The organism is Pantoea sp. C8B4 (assembly GCF_051336905.1).
GTDB classification, from domain to species: domain Bacteria; phylum Pseudomonadota; class Gammaproteobacteria; order Enterobacterales; family Enterobacteriaceae; genus Pantoea; species Pantoea rwandensis_B.
The window spans coordinates 95009-109905 of the sequence record NZ_JBGMNK010000006.1; the positions used below are offsets into that span (position 1 = coordinate 95009).

General features: G+C 56.0%; 11 protein-coding genes. All 11 read right to left on the reverse strand.

All coding sequences use genetic code 11. The features are described from left to right. Nucleotides 1-84 precede the first annotated feature (84 nt). On the reverse strand, nucleotides 85-387 hold the full coding sequence (locus tag ACCW76_RS09745; RefSeq protein ID WP_038643835.1) for a BrnA antitoxin family protein: 303 nt from the start codon (nucleotides 385-387) through the stop codon (nucleotides 85-87). Continuing rightward, nucleotides 368-667, reverse strand: coding sequence for a BrnT family toxin (locus ACCW76_RS09750; protein WP_038643836.1), 300 nt, complete (start codon nucleotides 665-667; stop codon nucleotides 368-370). The genes ACCW76_RS09745 and ACCW76_RS09750 overlap by 20 nt, the downstream gene beginning before the upstream one ends. Before the next feature lie 216 nt (nucleotides 668-883). After that, on the reverse strand, nucleotides 884-1888 hold the full coding sequence (locus ACCW76_RS09755; protein WP_160868682.1) for a glycosyl hydrolase family 8: 1005 nt from the start codon (nucleotides 1886-1888) through the stop codon (nucleotides 884-886). A 9-nt stretch (nucleotides 1889-1897) separates the two neighbouring features. Next, nucleotides 1898-2344 (reverse strand): cellulose biosynthesis protein BcsD, encoded by a 447-nt coding sequence (gene bcsD, locus ACCW76_RS09760; RefSeq protein ID WP_034827794.1) that lies wholly within the window; start codon nucleotides 2342-2344, stop codon nucleotides 1898-1900. After that, the gene (locus ACCW76_RS09765; RefSeq protein ID WP_436338429.1) at nucleotides 2345-6148 is read right to left on the reverse strand and encodes a cellulose synthase subunit BcsC-related outer membrane protein; all 3804 of its coding nucleotides are present in this window, start codon (nucleotides 6146-6148) and stop codon (nucleotides 2345-2347) included. Between the two features lie 11 nt (nucleotides 6149-6159). Then, nucleotides 6160-8703 (reverse strand): cellulose biosynthesis cyclic di-GMP-binding regulatory protein BcsB, encoded by a 2544-nt coding sequence (bcsB, locus tag ACCW76_RS09770; protein ID WP_436338430.1) that lies wholly within the window; start codon nucleotides 8701-8703, stop codon nucleotides 6160-6162. Next, nucleotides 8700-10805, reverse strand: coding sequence for a UDP-forming cellulose synthase catalytic subunit (gene bcsA / locus ACCW76_RS09775; RefSeq protein WP_052696614.1), 2106 nt, complete (start codon nucleotides 10803-10805; stop codon nucleotides 8700-8702). The genes bcsB and bcsA overlap by 4 nt, the downstream gene beginning before the upstream one ends. 62 nt (nucleotides 10806-10867) lie before the next feature. Continuing rightward, complete coding sequence (bcsQ, locus tag ACCW76_RS09780; RefSeq protein ID WP_034827788.1) at nucleotides 10868-11668, reverse strand: cellulose biosynthesis protein BcsQ; 801 nt, start codon at nucleotides 11666-11668, stop codon at nucleotides 10868-10870. After that, a complete protein-coding gene (bcsO, locus tag ACCW76_RS09785) occupies nucleotides 11659-12435 on the reverse strand; it encodes a cellulose biosynthesis protein BcsO (protein ID WP_436338431.1) in 777 nt (258 codons plus the stop codon). Before bcsO ends, bcsQ begins: the two co-directional genes overlap by 10 nt. A gap of 476 nt (nucleotides 12436-12911) precedes the next feature. Beyond that, a complete protein-coding gene (gene dppF, locus ACCW76_RS09790; protein WP_200538360.1) occupies nucleotides 12912-13919 on the reverse strand; it encodes a dipeptide ABC transporter ATP-binding subunit DppF in 1008 nt (335 codons plus the stop codon). After that, nucleotides 13909-14895 (reverse strand): dipeptide ABC transporter ATP-binding protein, encoded by a 987-nt coding sequence (dppD, locus tag ACCW76_RS09795; RefSeq protein WP_038643846.1) that lies wholly within the window; start codon nucleotides 14893-14895, stop codon nucleotides 13909-13911. Before dppD ends, dppF begins: the two co-directional genes overlap by 11 nt. Nucleotides 14896-14897: the final 2 nt, after the last annotated feature.

Consider the following 14897-nt stretch of genomic DNA (forward strand, 5'->3'; position numbering starts at 1 on the left):
TTGACTGAATGATGCACCCGGTTCGGTAGCCATCATGGGGGTGACTAAAGTTCACCACCATGATGTGCCGAATCCATCGCGTGGCTATTTGCTTTGAAGCTCTCGCATCATGGCGGCGCGCAAAATCGCATTCAAGCGCGTCTGGTAACCTTTCCCTGGCGCTTTCAGCCATTCCAGAACATCGGCATCAATCCTCACCGAGGCTTGCGTTTTTACCGGACGATAGAAGCGGCCGCGCGTAGCTGTGCTCCAGAAGGCGTCGTCTAACGGCGCAATGTCCTCAAAATCAATGTCTCCATCCGCTTTTTGACTCAACGCTTCCAGTTCCAACTGCTGTTTATCTGTAAGCGGCGGCAGTTCACTGCGTTTAACTCTGATTTTGCTCATATCGCCTCCTCTCATTTCGCGTTGCAGAACGAGCACTGATGATCCTGACAATCTCGGTACCCTGTTCAAATCTGACCGTATGGGCAACCAATACGATGAGGTAACCCGACACACTACCCAACGTCTGCCAGCGATATTCGCCGTTTTCAACGCGATCCTGACTAGCGATGTGATACGGGTCATCAAAGACTCTGGCTGCAATTTCAAAGCTGATGCCATGCTTGCGGATGTTGGTTTCCGCTTTGATGGTATCCCATTCAAACTCCAATTCCGTTTGCATTTTAGCATACACTTTTGTCTATACATTTTAGCATGACAAATTCACATGTTTGTTTATGGCTCAGCATTGATCAAGATCAACGCGCTTCAGGTTATTGTCGTGAAAAAGATAAACAATGTGAGCTGCTACGTGAAATTTAGACATAAAAAAAGCCGCACTCCATCGATGAAGTACAGCTTTTAAAATGTGCGTCGTCGCGACGCAACCCGAAATTGACTAACGCTTTTCCTGATACGCCAGCCAGGTCAGTAACTGCAAGCTGGCGGAGAAGTAGTTCTGATCCGGCGCTAGTCGATCGCTGAGATAACCGGTTTGATTCAGGGTCAGATCGCGAATCGCCAGCAAGCCGCCATCCATATTGTATGGCGCAGGGGTGTTAGCGAGTACATCAAACCAGGCCGGTGTCGTCTGGCGACCATAGCCCTGCCAGACGCGCTGGAATGGCACCAGACGCAGGCTTTGCGGGTCATACCACCAGATATTAAGCGGAATACGAATCGCATCGTAGCTAAAGCGATTGGAATAACCCACCGCCGGTGCCACCGAACCATCGGCATTCAACGCCACCCAATCGAGCGGCAGGCCGGTTTTGCCGAAGTGCATATCACCGAGCAGTTCCATGCCGTCATCGATCAGGTTATTCCATACGCGCAGATGGCTACGCTCGGCAAACTCCTGCCAGGCGGCAAACAGGAAATAAGAGGGATTCAGCACCACATAGCTGTTTTTATTGAAGCCCTGTGCCCCAGGCAGCATCACCGTGTGGCCGCCAAACGTGATGACGTTTTGTTTGACGATGGCGCGCTGAATACGGTCAGAAGTTGACTGATAATCACCGCCCCACTTTTGGCCTGCGCGCTGCAGTGCCCACGCAATCAGCACATCGCCATCAGAGGCATTGTTCTTGTCGGCAATCGGGTCTGAAGCACCCGGCGTGTAACGCCAGTAGAACAGATCGTTTTGCGGATTACGAAGATGGGTGCGCGTCCACTTCCACAGCAGATCAAACGTGGTGCGGTCGTCGTTCGCGACCGCCAACAGCATGCCATAACCCTGACCTTCGGTATGACTGACATTGTTGTTGGCCGTATCACTGATACGTCCATCGCCGCTCATAAAGCGGCCTTTGAAGGTGCTCCAGCCATCTGCAGCAGCCTGGGCGCTGAAAAACATCACCATGAAACACAGCATCCATTGACGCCAGAAGCGCATGACTCTCATCAAACAATCCTATTGATATCGGTAATGCAGCGTGTTGCCGTCATTCTTCTCGAAGGTGACCGGCACCGCAGCGCTGCCGCCCTGTGCCTGCAGCCACTGTGAATAAACACCGGCCAGCACGGCGCTCATCGCCAGCTGCCAGCGCTCTGCCCCCACCTTGCTGTCGCCCTGCGGCAGCGCATGATGCTGAATCAGAATGGCATTTTCCAGCGGCTGAAGCTGGGTGAAACCCCAGCTAAAGCGCGCCAGTTGCAGATTCATCTCGCGTTCCAGATCCTGCACGGTGCGCGCTTCCGCTAAAGGATAGCGCGCTGCCAGCGATGCGCCCACATTGTTGAGAAAGCCTTCGGCTTCCTCGCCCGCGTTGTCCAGCATCCCTTCAATCATCACGCTGACCAGATCAAACCAACCCGGCTGATGCGGATGGCTGACGCGCGCGGTTGCCTGCTCACTCATTTAGTTGTCTCCGAACAGATAACGGAAGTACAGATTCGCTGTGCTTTCGTTGTAATCGCCAAAGGTGTCGTAGCCTAATTGCCCACCCACAGTGACATCTTTGTTGATCTTATAATCCGCACCGGCGTGCAAGTTATAGCCAATGCCATTCTTGCTCTCGCCGCTGTAAAACGCGCTCTTCACGTAACCCTGATTGGCCAGGCTCTGCATTTGTGCCTGGTAAGTCGGATCGTTCGGGAAGTAAGCGCTCTTATCCTGGCTGTAGGATTGATAACCCACCGAACCACCCACGTTCACTTTCAGATCGTCGAACTTGCGGGAGAACTCGATCGGGAACGAGACCGATGCATAGTTCTGCGGGCTGAAGTAACCGCCCTGACCGTAGCTGAAGTAACTCAGGTTTTTCGAGTAATCCATCCACGACAGGCTCATGCCCACTTTCAGCTCGCGGTCGTCGTAGTGGAACGGACGCACATACGCACCGGCAGTCGCCTGCACGCTGTTGTTACTCGCCACGTTTTCGCCGATGTAGCTGTACGCGCCGCCGCCGACATAGAAACCAGCATCGCCGTTATCGTAGCTCAGCAAGGCATTACCGCCGTTTTTGGTCACGCGACCCCAGCGCTTACCGCTGGTTTTATCTTCCACGCCCACATAGGAGAGCAGGCTGTCGGTCATCGCGCGACGTTCACCGGTGAGGATCAGCGTCAGGAAGTCAGTGAGTTTCGGTGACCACTGCACGCCTCCCACCAGGGTACTCAAATCCTGCCCCAGTGGCGTACTGCCGAGGTCAATCTTGTAGCTGTCGCCTTTCAATGCCAGGTTCAGCTCAACACCCGTGGCTTTCTGCGAATCAGTGGATGAAGACGGGACATCGTCAATTTTGGCATCGCCTGACGCCACCACATTACCCTGCACCAGGGCATTGGTGCCGAAGCGACGCCACGCATCGCCCGCCGCACTGCCCGCCGTGAGCGAGACAGGTGTCATAGTAAAGTCAAAACGCGATTCGCCAAACGGGACGGTGGAGAACGTCAGTGGCGCTTTAGCTTCGGTCAGTTTGCTCAGACCCGATTCGCCGTCACGACCACGTACCTGCATGCCGCCCTGAATCCAGGTGCCGGTTTTCTCTTGAAGATCGTCCATCATACTGTCGATCTGGCGCAGCGTCTGGCTCTGCTGGATTGCTGGCGTGTTGCTGGCCAGCGTGGTCCCCGTTGCGCTGCTGGTGACATCCGGTGACGATTGCCATGGCATCACCGCGCCATAGGCAGACGGAGAACGTCCCACCGGCGAAGTACCACGGTTGATGAACGGGTTATCCGCCAATGCCAGTCCACCCACGCTTGGCGTATCACCATTGGTGGCGCCCTGCAGACCAATCAACTGGCCGCGTGCGCTGCGCAGATAGCTCATGGCCTGGCTGTGATTGCCGTTGGCTTCAGCCACGCGCGCCAGTAACAGCTGGCGATCCGGTGACTGCTCATTGTTCAGGCCGCGTGTCAGGGTATTGGCTTTATTGACGTCATTGTTGGCCAGTGCCACGTTGATGGCACCGGTACGCGCATCTTGCGTTGGCGTATCCTGGGTCATCAGGTAGTCATACACCACACCCGCTTCTTTGTTCATCTTGCCGGACTGATACAGTCGCGCCATGGCGAACATCAGATCGCGGTTCTGTGGATCGTGCTGCAGTGCACCCACCAGCTTGTCGTAAGCCGCGGCGTACTGCTTCTGCTCACGCAGACGATCCACTTCGTTGATCACGTAACCGTTGCGAATACCCGCCAGCTGCGTGGGCGTACTGCGCGCCTGCAACTCCGGGCTGCTGAGGAAGCTCTGCGCTTCGGTATTCAGACCCGCCTGGTTGAGCACCGCGACCTGTGCAGCGTAATCACCGGCGTTCCCCTGAATACCGCGCTGCATATTGCTGCGTACCACAGAGACAGCGGTGGTGAGATCGCCCGCTTTCGCCAGCTTCTGTGCCAGATTACCGGCATCCACCGGGTTGGACGGAGGTGACGAGGCCAGCGCACGCAGGGTATTCGCCGCTGCAGCATTGGAACCCTGCGCCAGATACTGATCGGCGGTGGTCATCTGCAGGTTGAAGTTCACACGCTGCGCCAGTTCGCGCATATCGCTGCTCTTGCTGCCGTTCGGTATGCGTGACAACAGCAAACTCGCCTGCTGCCAGGCGCCGCTTTCGCTGGCGTTTAATGCGCCGGCATACAGCTCTGCCGTGCTGGCGCCGCTGCGCATTGACGGCTGCATGATATTGGCGGCCATCATGCTATCGCCCTGAGCACGATAAATACGCGCCAGGTCGAGTCGCAGCCAGCCATCGTTGGGATAACGCTGAATCCCGCTGTTCAACGTGGCAATCGCCGCGCTGTTGTTGCCTGCCGCCAGCTCACGCTTGGCCTGTGCACGGATTGGATCGGTGCTGCTGCCGCGCGGTGCCACGCTCTGGCGTACGCTGTCCGGCAGTGATGCCAGCAGCGTGTTCGCTTCGGCGCTGCGGTTCTGCTGACGCAGCACGTAGAACAGGCCTTCTTTGGCGTTACGGTTATTCGGGTCGCCTTGCAGGATAGAACGATAGGTTTGTTCCGCCTGGTCGAGTTGATTGCTGCGACGCTGCACGTCCGCGCGGAACAGCTTAGCTGAAACGCCTTTCTCGCCATCGGCCTGCGCCAGGGGTTCACTCAAGGCTAATGCCTGCGCGCTGTCACCGTTTTTCAGCGCCTGCTGCGCGGTGGCCAACTGGGCATAGAAGCGCGCATCGGCTGCCTGCTTCTGGCGCGTCTCGCTTTGATCGCCGCCCATCTGCGCGGCGCGCGTCAGATAATCCGCCGCTTCTGCATAGCGTCCGGCACGCTGGGCCACATAGCCCATCCCTGCCAGTGCATCGGCATCCTGAGGGTTTGCCTGCAGCACTTTCTCAAAGTTGTTCTGTGCGTTGCTGACGTCACCGCTGTTCAGTGCGGTAAAGCCCGCCCCTTTCTCAGCACCACCGACATTTTTACGGTAGTAATCCATCACCGCATTGTCCTGCGGATGACGCTGCTGCCAGGTCTGGTACAGGGAAGCATCGGACGCCTGCGGCCCGAGCCACAGCAGCGCCTGGCGCAGTGAACGGTCAGCGTCTTTATTGCCATCCGCCAGCGTGCCCAGCAGATCAATACCCTGACGACGGGTTGATTCCTGATAGGTCAGTGCTTTGCCGAGTGCCAGCTTCGCGCCGGTATCTTGTGGATGATCGGCCGCGAATTGGCGCAGCGCTTCGACCGCCTGCGGCAGCAGCGAGCGGTCTCCGGCCATGGTCAGGTAATATTCCGCCGCCACGCTCGGTGGTGGCTCATTACCATTAAAGGTATTGCGCCAGGTCTGCAGCGAAGCCGCAATATTGCCGCTGCGAGCCTGCTGGCGCGCTAACGACAGCTGCGCCTGAGGAATAGTTTGCAGCTGACGCGCATTATCCAGTTCGGTGAGGTGCGGATCGTTCGGCGATGCGGCACTCAGGCGCGCGCGCCACTGCGCCGCTTCCGCGCTGCTGCCGCTTTGCTGGGAATAGAGCGCCAGCAAATAAAGCGCCTGAGTGTTATTGGGTTCCACCATCAACACTTTTTGCAGCGAAGATTTGGCCAAATCGTCATGCGCTTTCTGATGCCAGTAAGCCGCCTGATCAAACAACGCTTGTAACGCAGGATTGGTGCTCTCCACCGCCAGCAGCGGCTGAGAGAACGCCAGTGCCCCACCCAGAATCAGGGCATGACGAATACCGGCACTCAACAGATTTTTTTTCATTGTTTTTATCCTTACTTCTTGCCGGACTTGCTATCAGCTTTCGGGTTGAGGCGTCGCCATGCATGACGCTTCAGCATCGCCCATGCGCTACCGCCGACCAGCGTTGCCAGCAACAGAGCCGCCAGCGCCATCAGCACCGAGTGCTGGTTGGCATACCACACCACCATCATGTACCACGGCATTTCGCCACTCGGGAACTGTGGGCCGACGCGGAAACTGCGGATACCGTTTTCATCGGTGATGATGGCGGTATCGCCACGAATGCCCGCGTTAATGCGCGCCGAGTTGAGATCTTCATGCAAACGCAGCAGCTGTTGATCGCTGGTTGCCACCGTCATCACCACCAGACGATCGGCATTCCACGGCGAGCGGTAGCTGACAAAGCCACGCCACGCTTCGTTGGAGGAGAAGTAACGATCGGCATCCAACTGCTGAAGATTCCAGTCGCCGGTCAGCCAGCCACGCAGCTTGTCCCAGGTCGTCGGATCTTTCACGCCCAACGTATTACCGCTGGTCTGATAAGGCGTGTTAGCCAGCATCTGCTGATTGAATTCACTGTTCTGTGTGGTGCTCACCGCCAGCAGATCGCTGTCCTGCAGGCGTGTCAGGTTAGTGCCACCATTTGGCAAGCCAAACAGCACCTGGTTCTGCACCAGCGGTACACCGGTCGCGTTACCCGCACGTGAAGACATATCCAGCAGCGTGGAGATCTCCGCATCGGTCGGTTTTTCTGGCAGCAGCAAGGTGGTCTGCGAGAAGTCCGCCAGACGCGAGAACGGGAACGATGCGCCAACGAAGTACGACAGGTTCGGCAGCATGGTGAAGTGACGCGTGTGGCTCAGATCGATCCACGAATCATCTTCGATGCGGCTCTTGATGTTGTTATTGAGCAACACACCACAGGGCGCGTCCGCTTTCGGTTTGATGTTGAAGTACAGCGCCAGCTGGTTATCACCGTAAATCAGATACGGCTCCAGCTTCAGGGTGTAGTGCTCCTGACGGGCGTCGCCGCCCAGACGATGCCAGGCGCTCTCCAGCAAGCCGACTTTGTTTACGGTCAGGTTGCGCAGGAAGGTGCCGTTAAGCATCACGTTGAGGAACGATTTGTTCTCATCAATCCAGCTTTCCGACGGGAAGCGGTAGTGCAGCTCGACCGGAATGGTGTCGCCATCCCACATGAACAAATCGGGTGCCGCGCGGAAGTTCACGCTCAGCGCATCGTGCCAGATGCCGGTGGTGGTCAGACTCTGATCTTTACGCAGCAGCTCGCTCAAGCGCACCGGGCGGCTGGTGTTGATCCAGCGCGGCGCGTCATACGGCTTACGCAGGCCAATCGGCTGCGGCTGCACATTCAGACTGCTGGCATCGGTCGCCAGCGGTTGCGTGGTCAAACGGTTGGCCGCCTGACGCAGCTGAGCATCATCCGCGCCGACCACTAACAGCAGTTTGTAAACCGGGTTGTTCGGGTTATCAATCACCTGCAACAGCGGCCCGTTGGCGGCAGGCAAAGTCACAGAACCGATCTTCTCACCGGGATGGCCAATCAAAATGCCGTTGTGCTCAGGCAGATCGCCACGCACCACCGGGAAACGAATGCCGCGATAGTCCGATTGAATACCCATCCATGATGCCACTAACGCCGCCGCGCTGATGCTGTCCGGCGTGGCATTGGCGGCAAAGCCAAAGGTCACGCTGGCTGGCGTCATACGCTGCGCATCCATAAACGGACGCGGGAAGTTGCGCAGGCTGGTGCCGATATTCAACTGCTGGCCTTCGAGGCTCAGCGTGGTTTTCGGCAGGATGGAGACCTGATACTGCTGCGCACTCTCTTTTTCGCACAGCAGCTTGTCGGCATCGTTAATTTTGAAGCTGAGGTTGTTGCTTGAAACCACCATCGCCGCCGGAATATCCAGCTGATAGTCGCTGACATCACTGTCGCTCGATCCCAGTGGCAAGGTGCCCAGCGGCTGACCGTTCAGCATCAGCTGCAACGAGGTATTACGCGCTGCCAGTGCTGCTGAAACGCGCAGTGACAAATTCAGGCGCGCGTTGGTGATCACTTCATCGCTCGGCAGAGTAAACAAGATACCCGATTGCAGCTGACCGCCCGTTAAGGTGATGCCCTGCGGCTGGCCCATCTGCGCCACGGAAATGGTGCTGCTGATAGGTTGATTGAGCATCGCAGAAGCGGAAACCACGGGTGCGGCGACTGATGCCGCAGGTGCCACCTCAGGCAGCACCATCTCTGGCGCTGGCGTGGTAGCAGGCAGCTCCGCCTCTGGTGCAGCCGGGTTTGTGGCGTTGGCTGCTGGCATATCCGTCGCAGCCGGGGCACTATTTTCAGTCGCTGGTGCATTTTCAGTGGGCACATACGGTGTCGCACCCGCCGCCTGCTGCAACTGGGCATCCGCTTCACTCTGGATGCCTTGCGGTGGCGGCACATTGGACAAGGCCGAACTATCCTGCGTTACCGAAGGGGTTTCTGCCCAGGCCGGGGCGAGCATCAGCGCCGTCGCCAGCGAGCTTGCCAGCAACGTTTGCGTCAAATTCTTCATACTGCGCTGTCCTCTTTCACTGCCGACTGGTTGTCACGCTTACGCTTCTCACGGCGATCTTTCCAGGTCAGCCAGAACAGCTCAAATACGGTACGAATAATGGTGCCCAGCGATACCAGCGGGTTGTCCTGCTTATACTCGGGCTGGATCCACGCATCGGCGCGCGCCAGTACCACACGCACCAGCTCACGACGACGCGATAGCGGCATATCCCCAAAGCGCAGACGAATGGTCTCTTCATCGCCGGAGATTTTGCTCACCGGAATAGTGATGGCACCGGATTTCAGCAGCAGGTCAATCTCTTCAATTTCATCATGCTCATGACGATTGTCCGGCGCATCCAGTTGCGCGCCGCCCATCGACAGGTCGCTGGTTTGGGTGCGTGATGAGATACCGCTGGCGTAGTGAATCACCGCCGGAATCTGCACTTCGATACGAATGGTTTTACGTACCTGCTTGGTTTCGCGCGCCACGGCAATCGCCGCCATCAGGATGATCAGGCTGAACACCGCCCAGCCGACGTTGAGGGCGATAACATAAGGGTCAACACCGAAGTAATCATGTGCCGTTGCACGTACCACACCCGCGACGATACCAATGGTCAGCAGTACCGCGACAATCACATGGGGGCGGACGATATGGAAATCGAAGAAGCCCTGATCCAGCAAGCCCCCTTTATCCGTTACGTTAAATTTACCGCGCTTAGGTGCCAGCATGGTCAGCAACGTCGGGATCACGAGGTGGAAGCACATTACGGTTTCGTAGATTTCACCCCAGAAGGTGTAACGGAACTTGCCGTTCATGCGGGAGTTGACGTACAGCGACATCACCAAATGCGGCAATACGTAGGCGAAGATCAGCGACGCCGACGAGTGAATGATGTTCAGGTTGAACAGCAGGTAGGCCAGCGGCGCGGTCAGGAATGCTACGCGCGGCAGACCGAACTGGAAGTGCAGCATGGCGTTGAGGTAGCAGAGGCGCTGCTGCCATTTCAGACCACGGCCAAACAGCGGATTATCCACTCGGAAGATCTGCGTCATGCCACGTGCCCAGCGGTTACGCTGAACCACGTGCAGACCGAGACGCTCAGTTGCCAGACCCGCAGCCAGCGGAATCGCCAGGAAGGCAGACCCCCAGCCCAGACGCTGCATTTTCAATGCGGTGTGCGCATCTTCGGTCACGGTTTCCACCGCAAATCCACCAATCTCTTCCAGCGCGCTGCGACGAATCACCGCACAGGAACCGCAGAAGAAGGTCGCGTTCCAGTTGTCGTTACCCTGCTGAACCGGGCCGTAGAACAAAGCCCCTTCGTTCGGGATCGTCCGCGCCGCACGCAAGTTACGTTCAAACGGGTCCGGTGAATAGAAATAGTGTGGCGTCTGCAACAGCGCCAGCTTGGGATCGTTCAGGAACGGACCGACGGTCGCCTGCAGGAAAGTACGCGTGGCCACGTGGTCACAGTCAAAGATGCAGATCAGCTCACCCTTGGTGATTTTCATCGCATGGTTGAGGTTACCGGCTTTCGCATGGCTGTTGTCGTCACGGGTGATATAGCCCACGCCCACATCGGCGGCAAAAACCGCAAACTCACTGCGCTTGCCATCATCCAGCAAATAGACCTTGAGTTTGTCACGCGGATAATCAATACACTGGGCCGCCAAAACGGTATCACGGACAACGTCGAGGCTTTCGTTATAAGTCGGGACATAGACGTCGACAGTGGGCCACAGGCTGGTATCGTCCGGCAACGGTTCAATGGTGCGTTTTAATGGCCAGGTAGTCTGCAGGAAGCCGAGAATCAGAATCAGCCAGACATACAGTTCGGCCAGATATAAGCCGATACCGAGAATCGCTTCAATCTCGGAATTAAACTGTAGCGTCTCCGTGGTGCGCCACCAGATATATCGGGTCGACATCAGCGCAGAAAGGATAACCATGATGACGGTTATTTTGCGGCTTTTGCTGAAGCCCAGTAAAAACATCATCCCGATGCTGATTAAGCCAAAAATATATTGTTTTTGGCTGTCCATAGGCGTGATGACGATTACCGCAGCCACAGGTGCAAGCACCAGCAGCAGCAGGTAAAACCCGAGTTTACTCATGATTCACCCTAAAGAAGCTGTGTTGTTATTATTGCTAATACCGCCAGGCAAATGCCTGGCGATTAATAATGGCTGCGGATAGGTGCCTGAACTTCACCGTTACCCACGGTAATATTCAGGATATTGGCTACGCGCTTCGCCACCAGTTCGATATCAAAGGCTGCGGCTGATGCCGGGCTGAAATCATAAACTGATTGTTGTGAAGCATTGGCTTCCGCGACGCTTTCATCACGATGCACCACGCCTAATAAATTCTCGCCCAAACGCTGCTGCATAAATCCTGTGACTTCACGGCTAATATTGCGGCGATTGTCACTTTGGTTAAGTACGAAATAATGACCACGCTTATTATTGAGTGGCTGACCTATCATGCGGTCATTTTCAATTTGCGGTAGTAAAGAGACCGAGGCGGTATCTGCCAGCATCACCACTAAATGCATATCGGCCAAAGCGGCCATGGCTTTAAGTGCCGGACCTGGGCCTGGCGGGAAATCGGCAATAATGACCAGTCCCGGATAATTTAAAACCGTGTCCAAACCGCGACGCAGGAAATGCGGATCTTTAATCAGGTTCTCTTCAAAACGCTCACGCTGATCTTCGGTCACATCGCCATAAGGCATGACGAAAATATTACCGCCGGTGGTGAGGATGGATTGGCTCCAGTCGGCCTGCTCTTCAGAGCGCGCAACAAAGCCGCGACCATCGTGCAGCGGCACACCAAAATGCAGGCGCAATGCGTTCTGGACATCGAAATCGATTGCCAACACCTTGCTGCCAGCGCGAGCCAGGCTCCATGCAAGGTTGGCCGCCATGGTGGTTTTCCCTACTCCCCCTTTTGGCGAGCACACACAAACTAACGGCATAGCGCAATCTTCTCCAATAGCGGTTTTAAGGGTGTTTCTTTCGATAGATTAGCAGGTTCCGTCGCACGCGAGCGGAACAGGGCACCAAAACGAGAGGGTGCAGAAGCTGCCGGACGCGCCGGTTCAACCGGAGCGGCAAAGGTAGACGCGGGTGCACTGAACGTTGTTGCAGCCTGCGGCGCTTCAGCCGATGTCGCGGCAATCGGTGCGGCTAAAGGCGCTGGAGCAGGGTTTGCTACAGGTGCGGGAACCGGCGTCGCTGCAGGTACCGCAGCGATAGGTGCGGATGCAGATAAAGGTGCAGCAGCCGGTTTCGCTGGCGGCGGTGGAAACAGCGACGTCGTGGCCTGACGCTCAACGTGGGTCGCTTTCGGTGCCTGTGAGATCACAGAGGGCGCCGGTTTAGCCGCTGGTGCAGGCGGGAAGAGAGACGAGACTCCCGCAGGCGGCGTGGCTGGCGCAGGTTCTGCAGGCGCAGTGGCCGCCAGGCTGTCGAGAATCGAACCGCGTGAAGTGCTGGCCGCAGGTGAAATTGCCGCCGGTGCAGCAGCGGGTGCGCTGAACTCATCACCGCGAATCGGCTGCGGCTGTGGCAGGTCAATACGCTGGCCGCTGCCTAACTCAGGCTCATTATCGGTCGCTAATTGGCGGATGATCGCCCACTGGCTGTGATCCGCTTCCTGCGATTGCCCAGACATATCCTTAAAAGCGATATCAAGCGTTTTGGTCTTTTCTTTAAAACGCTGCAGATCGTCGTAATTCTTCATGATCAGAGCCTGTAAAAGCGGGAGGGAATTTTCCGCGAATATATCACACACATTAAAAGAGAGTGAGGGAATTCTGATTACAAAAACGGCGTATTCAACAAAAGACTTTTATCAATATGATTGAAAATCTGGCAATGCAAAAAGCGTGCAGATATTTAAGGCCGGAGATTTATTAATATCGATTAACTGAAATAATAACGACAAAAACATTCACCTAAGCTACTGATATGAAGCAGAAGTGGTTCAAGTTGCGGATTTAACAGGTGCGTGATTATGCTCACATAATCCTGACGCTATTCAGAATTTGCCTTAACGATTTAACCCCTAATCAGGACCAATCGATTACTGATGCACTGGAGTAATACATTTTCAGGCGCTTCCGGCAGAAACATTTTTCGCGTTAGCATCCCTGAAGTATAACGCAGGAAAAAATAAAGGCTCCCGCAGGAGCCTTTATTCATTTTTGGCGTTGTTAATTACACGCCCACTGGCTGATTCTCGTCCTGATCCACCGCGAAACAGGCAATTTGCTGTTCGCCATATTGCTTCAGTTTGGGCTGCAACTGGACGCAGGTACCAAAACGGCGGCGGCAGCGCGCGTTAAACGCACAGCCCGGCGGCGGATTAAGTGGACTGGGCAGTTCACCGGTCAATTTAATCCTTTCACGACGCTCATCTGGATTCAAACGTGGCGTGGCTGACAGCAATGCCTGCGTATAAGGATGACGCGGATTACTGAAAATGGCCTCTTTGCTGCCTCGTTCAACGCAGCGACCTAAATACATCACCATCACTTCGTCAGCGATATGCTCCACCACCGACAAATCATGAGAAATGAACACATAGGACAAACCCAAATCCTGCTGCAAATCCATCATCAGGTTGAGCACCTGCGCACGCACGGAAACGTCGAGCGCAGAAACCGGTTCATCGGCGATCAGCACGTCCGGATCGAGCATCAAACCGCGCGCGATGGCGATACGTTGGCGCTGACCACCAGAAAACATATGTGGATAGCGATCGTAATGCTCGGTTTTCAGGCCCACCTTCGCCATCATCTCCAGTGTTTTCTCGCGACGTTCCGCTTTAGTCAGTGAGGTATTAATCACCAGCGGTTCTTCGAGAATCTGGCTGATTTTTTTGCGCGGGTTAAGCGAGCCATACGGGTTCTGGAACACGATCTGGATTTTCTGACGACGCAGTTTTTGCGCCTGTGGATCGTGTTTCAGCAAATCCTGACCGTGCCAGTAAAGCTGGCCTTCGGTTGGCGTCTCAATCATGGTCAGCAAACGGCCAAGCGTGGATTTCCCACAGCCCGATTCACCCACCACCGCCAGCGTTTTACCGCGTTCGAGGTTGAACGACACGCCATCCAGCGCTTTCACCAGACGTTCCTGACCAAACAGCCCTTTCTTCACCGGGTAATGTTTTTTCAGGTCGATCGCCTGCAGCAGGTAATCCTGCTGAGTATTATTAAGACTCATAAGTCGGTCTCCCGGCATCATCCAGTGGGAAATGGCATTTAGACTGGCGACCCGGAATGTCACGCAGTTCAGGTTCTTCACGACGGCAGCGTTCGGTCACATACGGACAGCGCGGATTGAGCAGACAGCCGGTTGGACGGTCATATTTGCCCGGCACCACACCCGGCAGCGAAGCGAGACGCGCTTTATCTGCGGCAAACTCCGGCAGCGCACGCAGCAACGCCTGAGTGTACGGATGACGCGGCGCTTTAAAGATGTCTACCGCTTTACCGCTCTCCACGACCTGGCCGGCGTACATCACGATGATGTGCTGCGCGGCTTCTGCCACCAGCGCCAAATCGTGGGTAATCAGGATCAGCGCCATGTTCTCCTGCTTCTGCAACTCCAGCAGCAGTTCGATGATTTGCGCCTGAATGGTCACATCCAGCGCCGTCGTCGGTTCATCGGCAATCAGCAGTTTGGGTTTGCAGGCAATCGCCATGGCGATCATCACGCGCTGGCTCATGCCGCCTGACAGCTGATGCGGATAAACATCCAGACGAGAGGCCGGATCGGGAATACCGACCTGATCCAGCAAGTCGATAGCACGCTGACGGCGCGTGCTTTTGCTACCGCCCTGATGCACCTTCAGCGCTTCCATGATCTGGAAGCCCACGGTGTAGCACGGGTTGAGGCTGGTCATCGGGTCCTGGAAGATCATCGCCACTTCCGCGCCCACCAACTGGCGGCGCTCTTTCTCAGAGATCTTCTGCAAATCGCGCTGGTTGAACTCCAGCTTTTCCGCCATTACGCGGCCGGGATAATCAATCAGTCCCATGATCGCCAGCGAGCTGACCGACTTACCAGAGCCGGATTCACCCACAATCCCCACCACCTGGCCTTGTTCAACCTGGTAGCTGATACGGTCTACTGCACGGAACGGTGTCTTTTCGTCGCCGAAGTGCACCGACAGTTTTTCTACATTTAATAGTGCCATCT

What these genes read in the sequence shown, in the direction of transcription:
- ACCW76_RS09745 (WP_038643835.1), bottom strand. Translation starts at nt 387, where the DNA reads ATGAGCAAAATCAGAGTTAAACGCAGTGAACTGCCGCCGCTTACAGAT.
- ACCW76_RS09750 (WP_038643836.1), bottom strand. Translation starts at nt 667, where the DNA reads ATGCAAACGGAATTGGAGTTTGAATGGGATACCATCAAAGCGGAAACC.
- ACCW76_RS09755 (WP_160868682.1), bottom strand. Translation starts at nt 1,888, where the DNA reads ATGAGAGTCATGCGCTTCTGGCGTCAATGGATGCTGTGTTTCATGGTG.
- bcsD (WP_034827794.1), bottom strand. Translation starts at nt 2,344, where the DNA reads ATGAGTGAGCAGGCAACCGCGCGCGTCAGCCATCCGCATCAGCCGGGT.
- ACCW76_RS09765 (WP_436338429.1), bottom strand. Translation starts at nt 6,148, where the DNA reads ATGAAAAAAAATCTGTTGAGTGCCGGTATTCGTCATGCCCTGATTCTG.
- bcsB (WP_436338430.1), bottom strand. Translation starts at nt 8,703, where the DNA reads ATGAAGAATTTGACGCAAACGTTGCTGGCAAGCTCGCTGGCGACGGCG.
- bcsA (WP_052696614.1), bottom strand. Translation starts at nt 10,805, where the DNA reads ATGAGTAAACTCGGGTTTTACCTGCTGCTGCTGGTGCTTGCACCTGTG.
- bcsQ (WP_034827788.1), bottom strand. Translation starts at nt 11,668, where the DNA reads ATGCCGTTAGTTTGTGTGTGCTCGCCAAAAGGGGGAGTAGGGAAAACC.
- bcsO (WP_436338431.1), bottom strand. Translation starts at nt 12,435, where the DNA reads ATGAAGAATTACGACGATCTGCAGCGTTTTAAAGAAAAGACCAAAACG.
- dppF (WP_200538360.1), bottom strand. Translation starts at nt 13,919, where the DNA reads ATGAGTCTTAATAATACTCAGCAGGATTACCTGCTGCAGGCGATCGAC.
- dppD (WP_038643846.1), bottom strand. Translation starts at nt 14,895, where the DNA reads ATGGCACTATTAAATGTAGAAAAACTGTCGGTGCACTTCGGCGACGAA.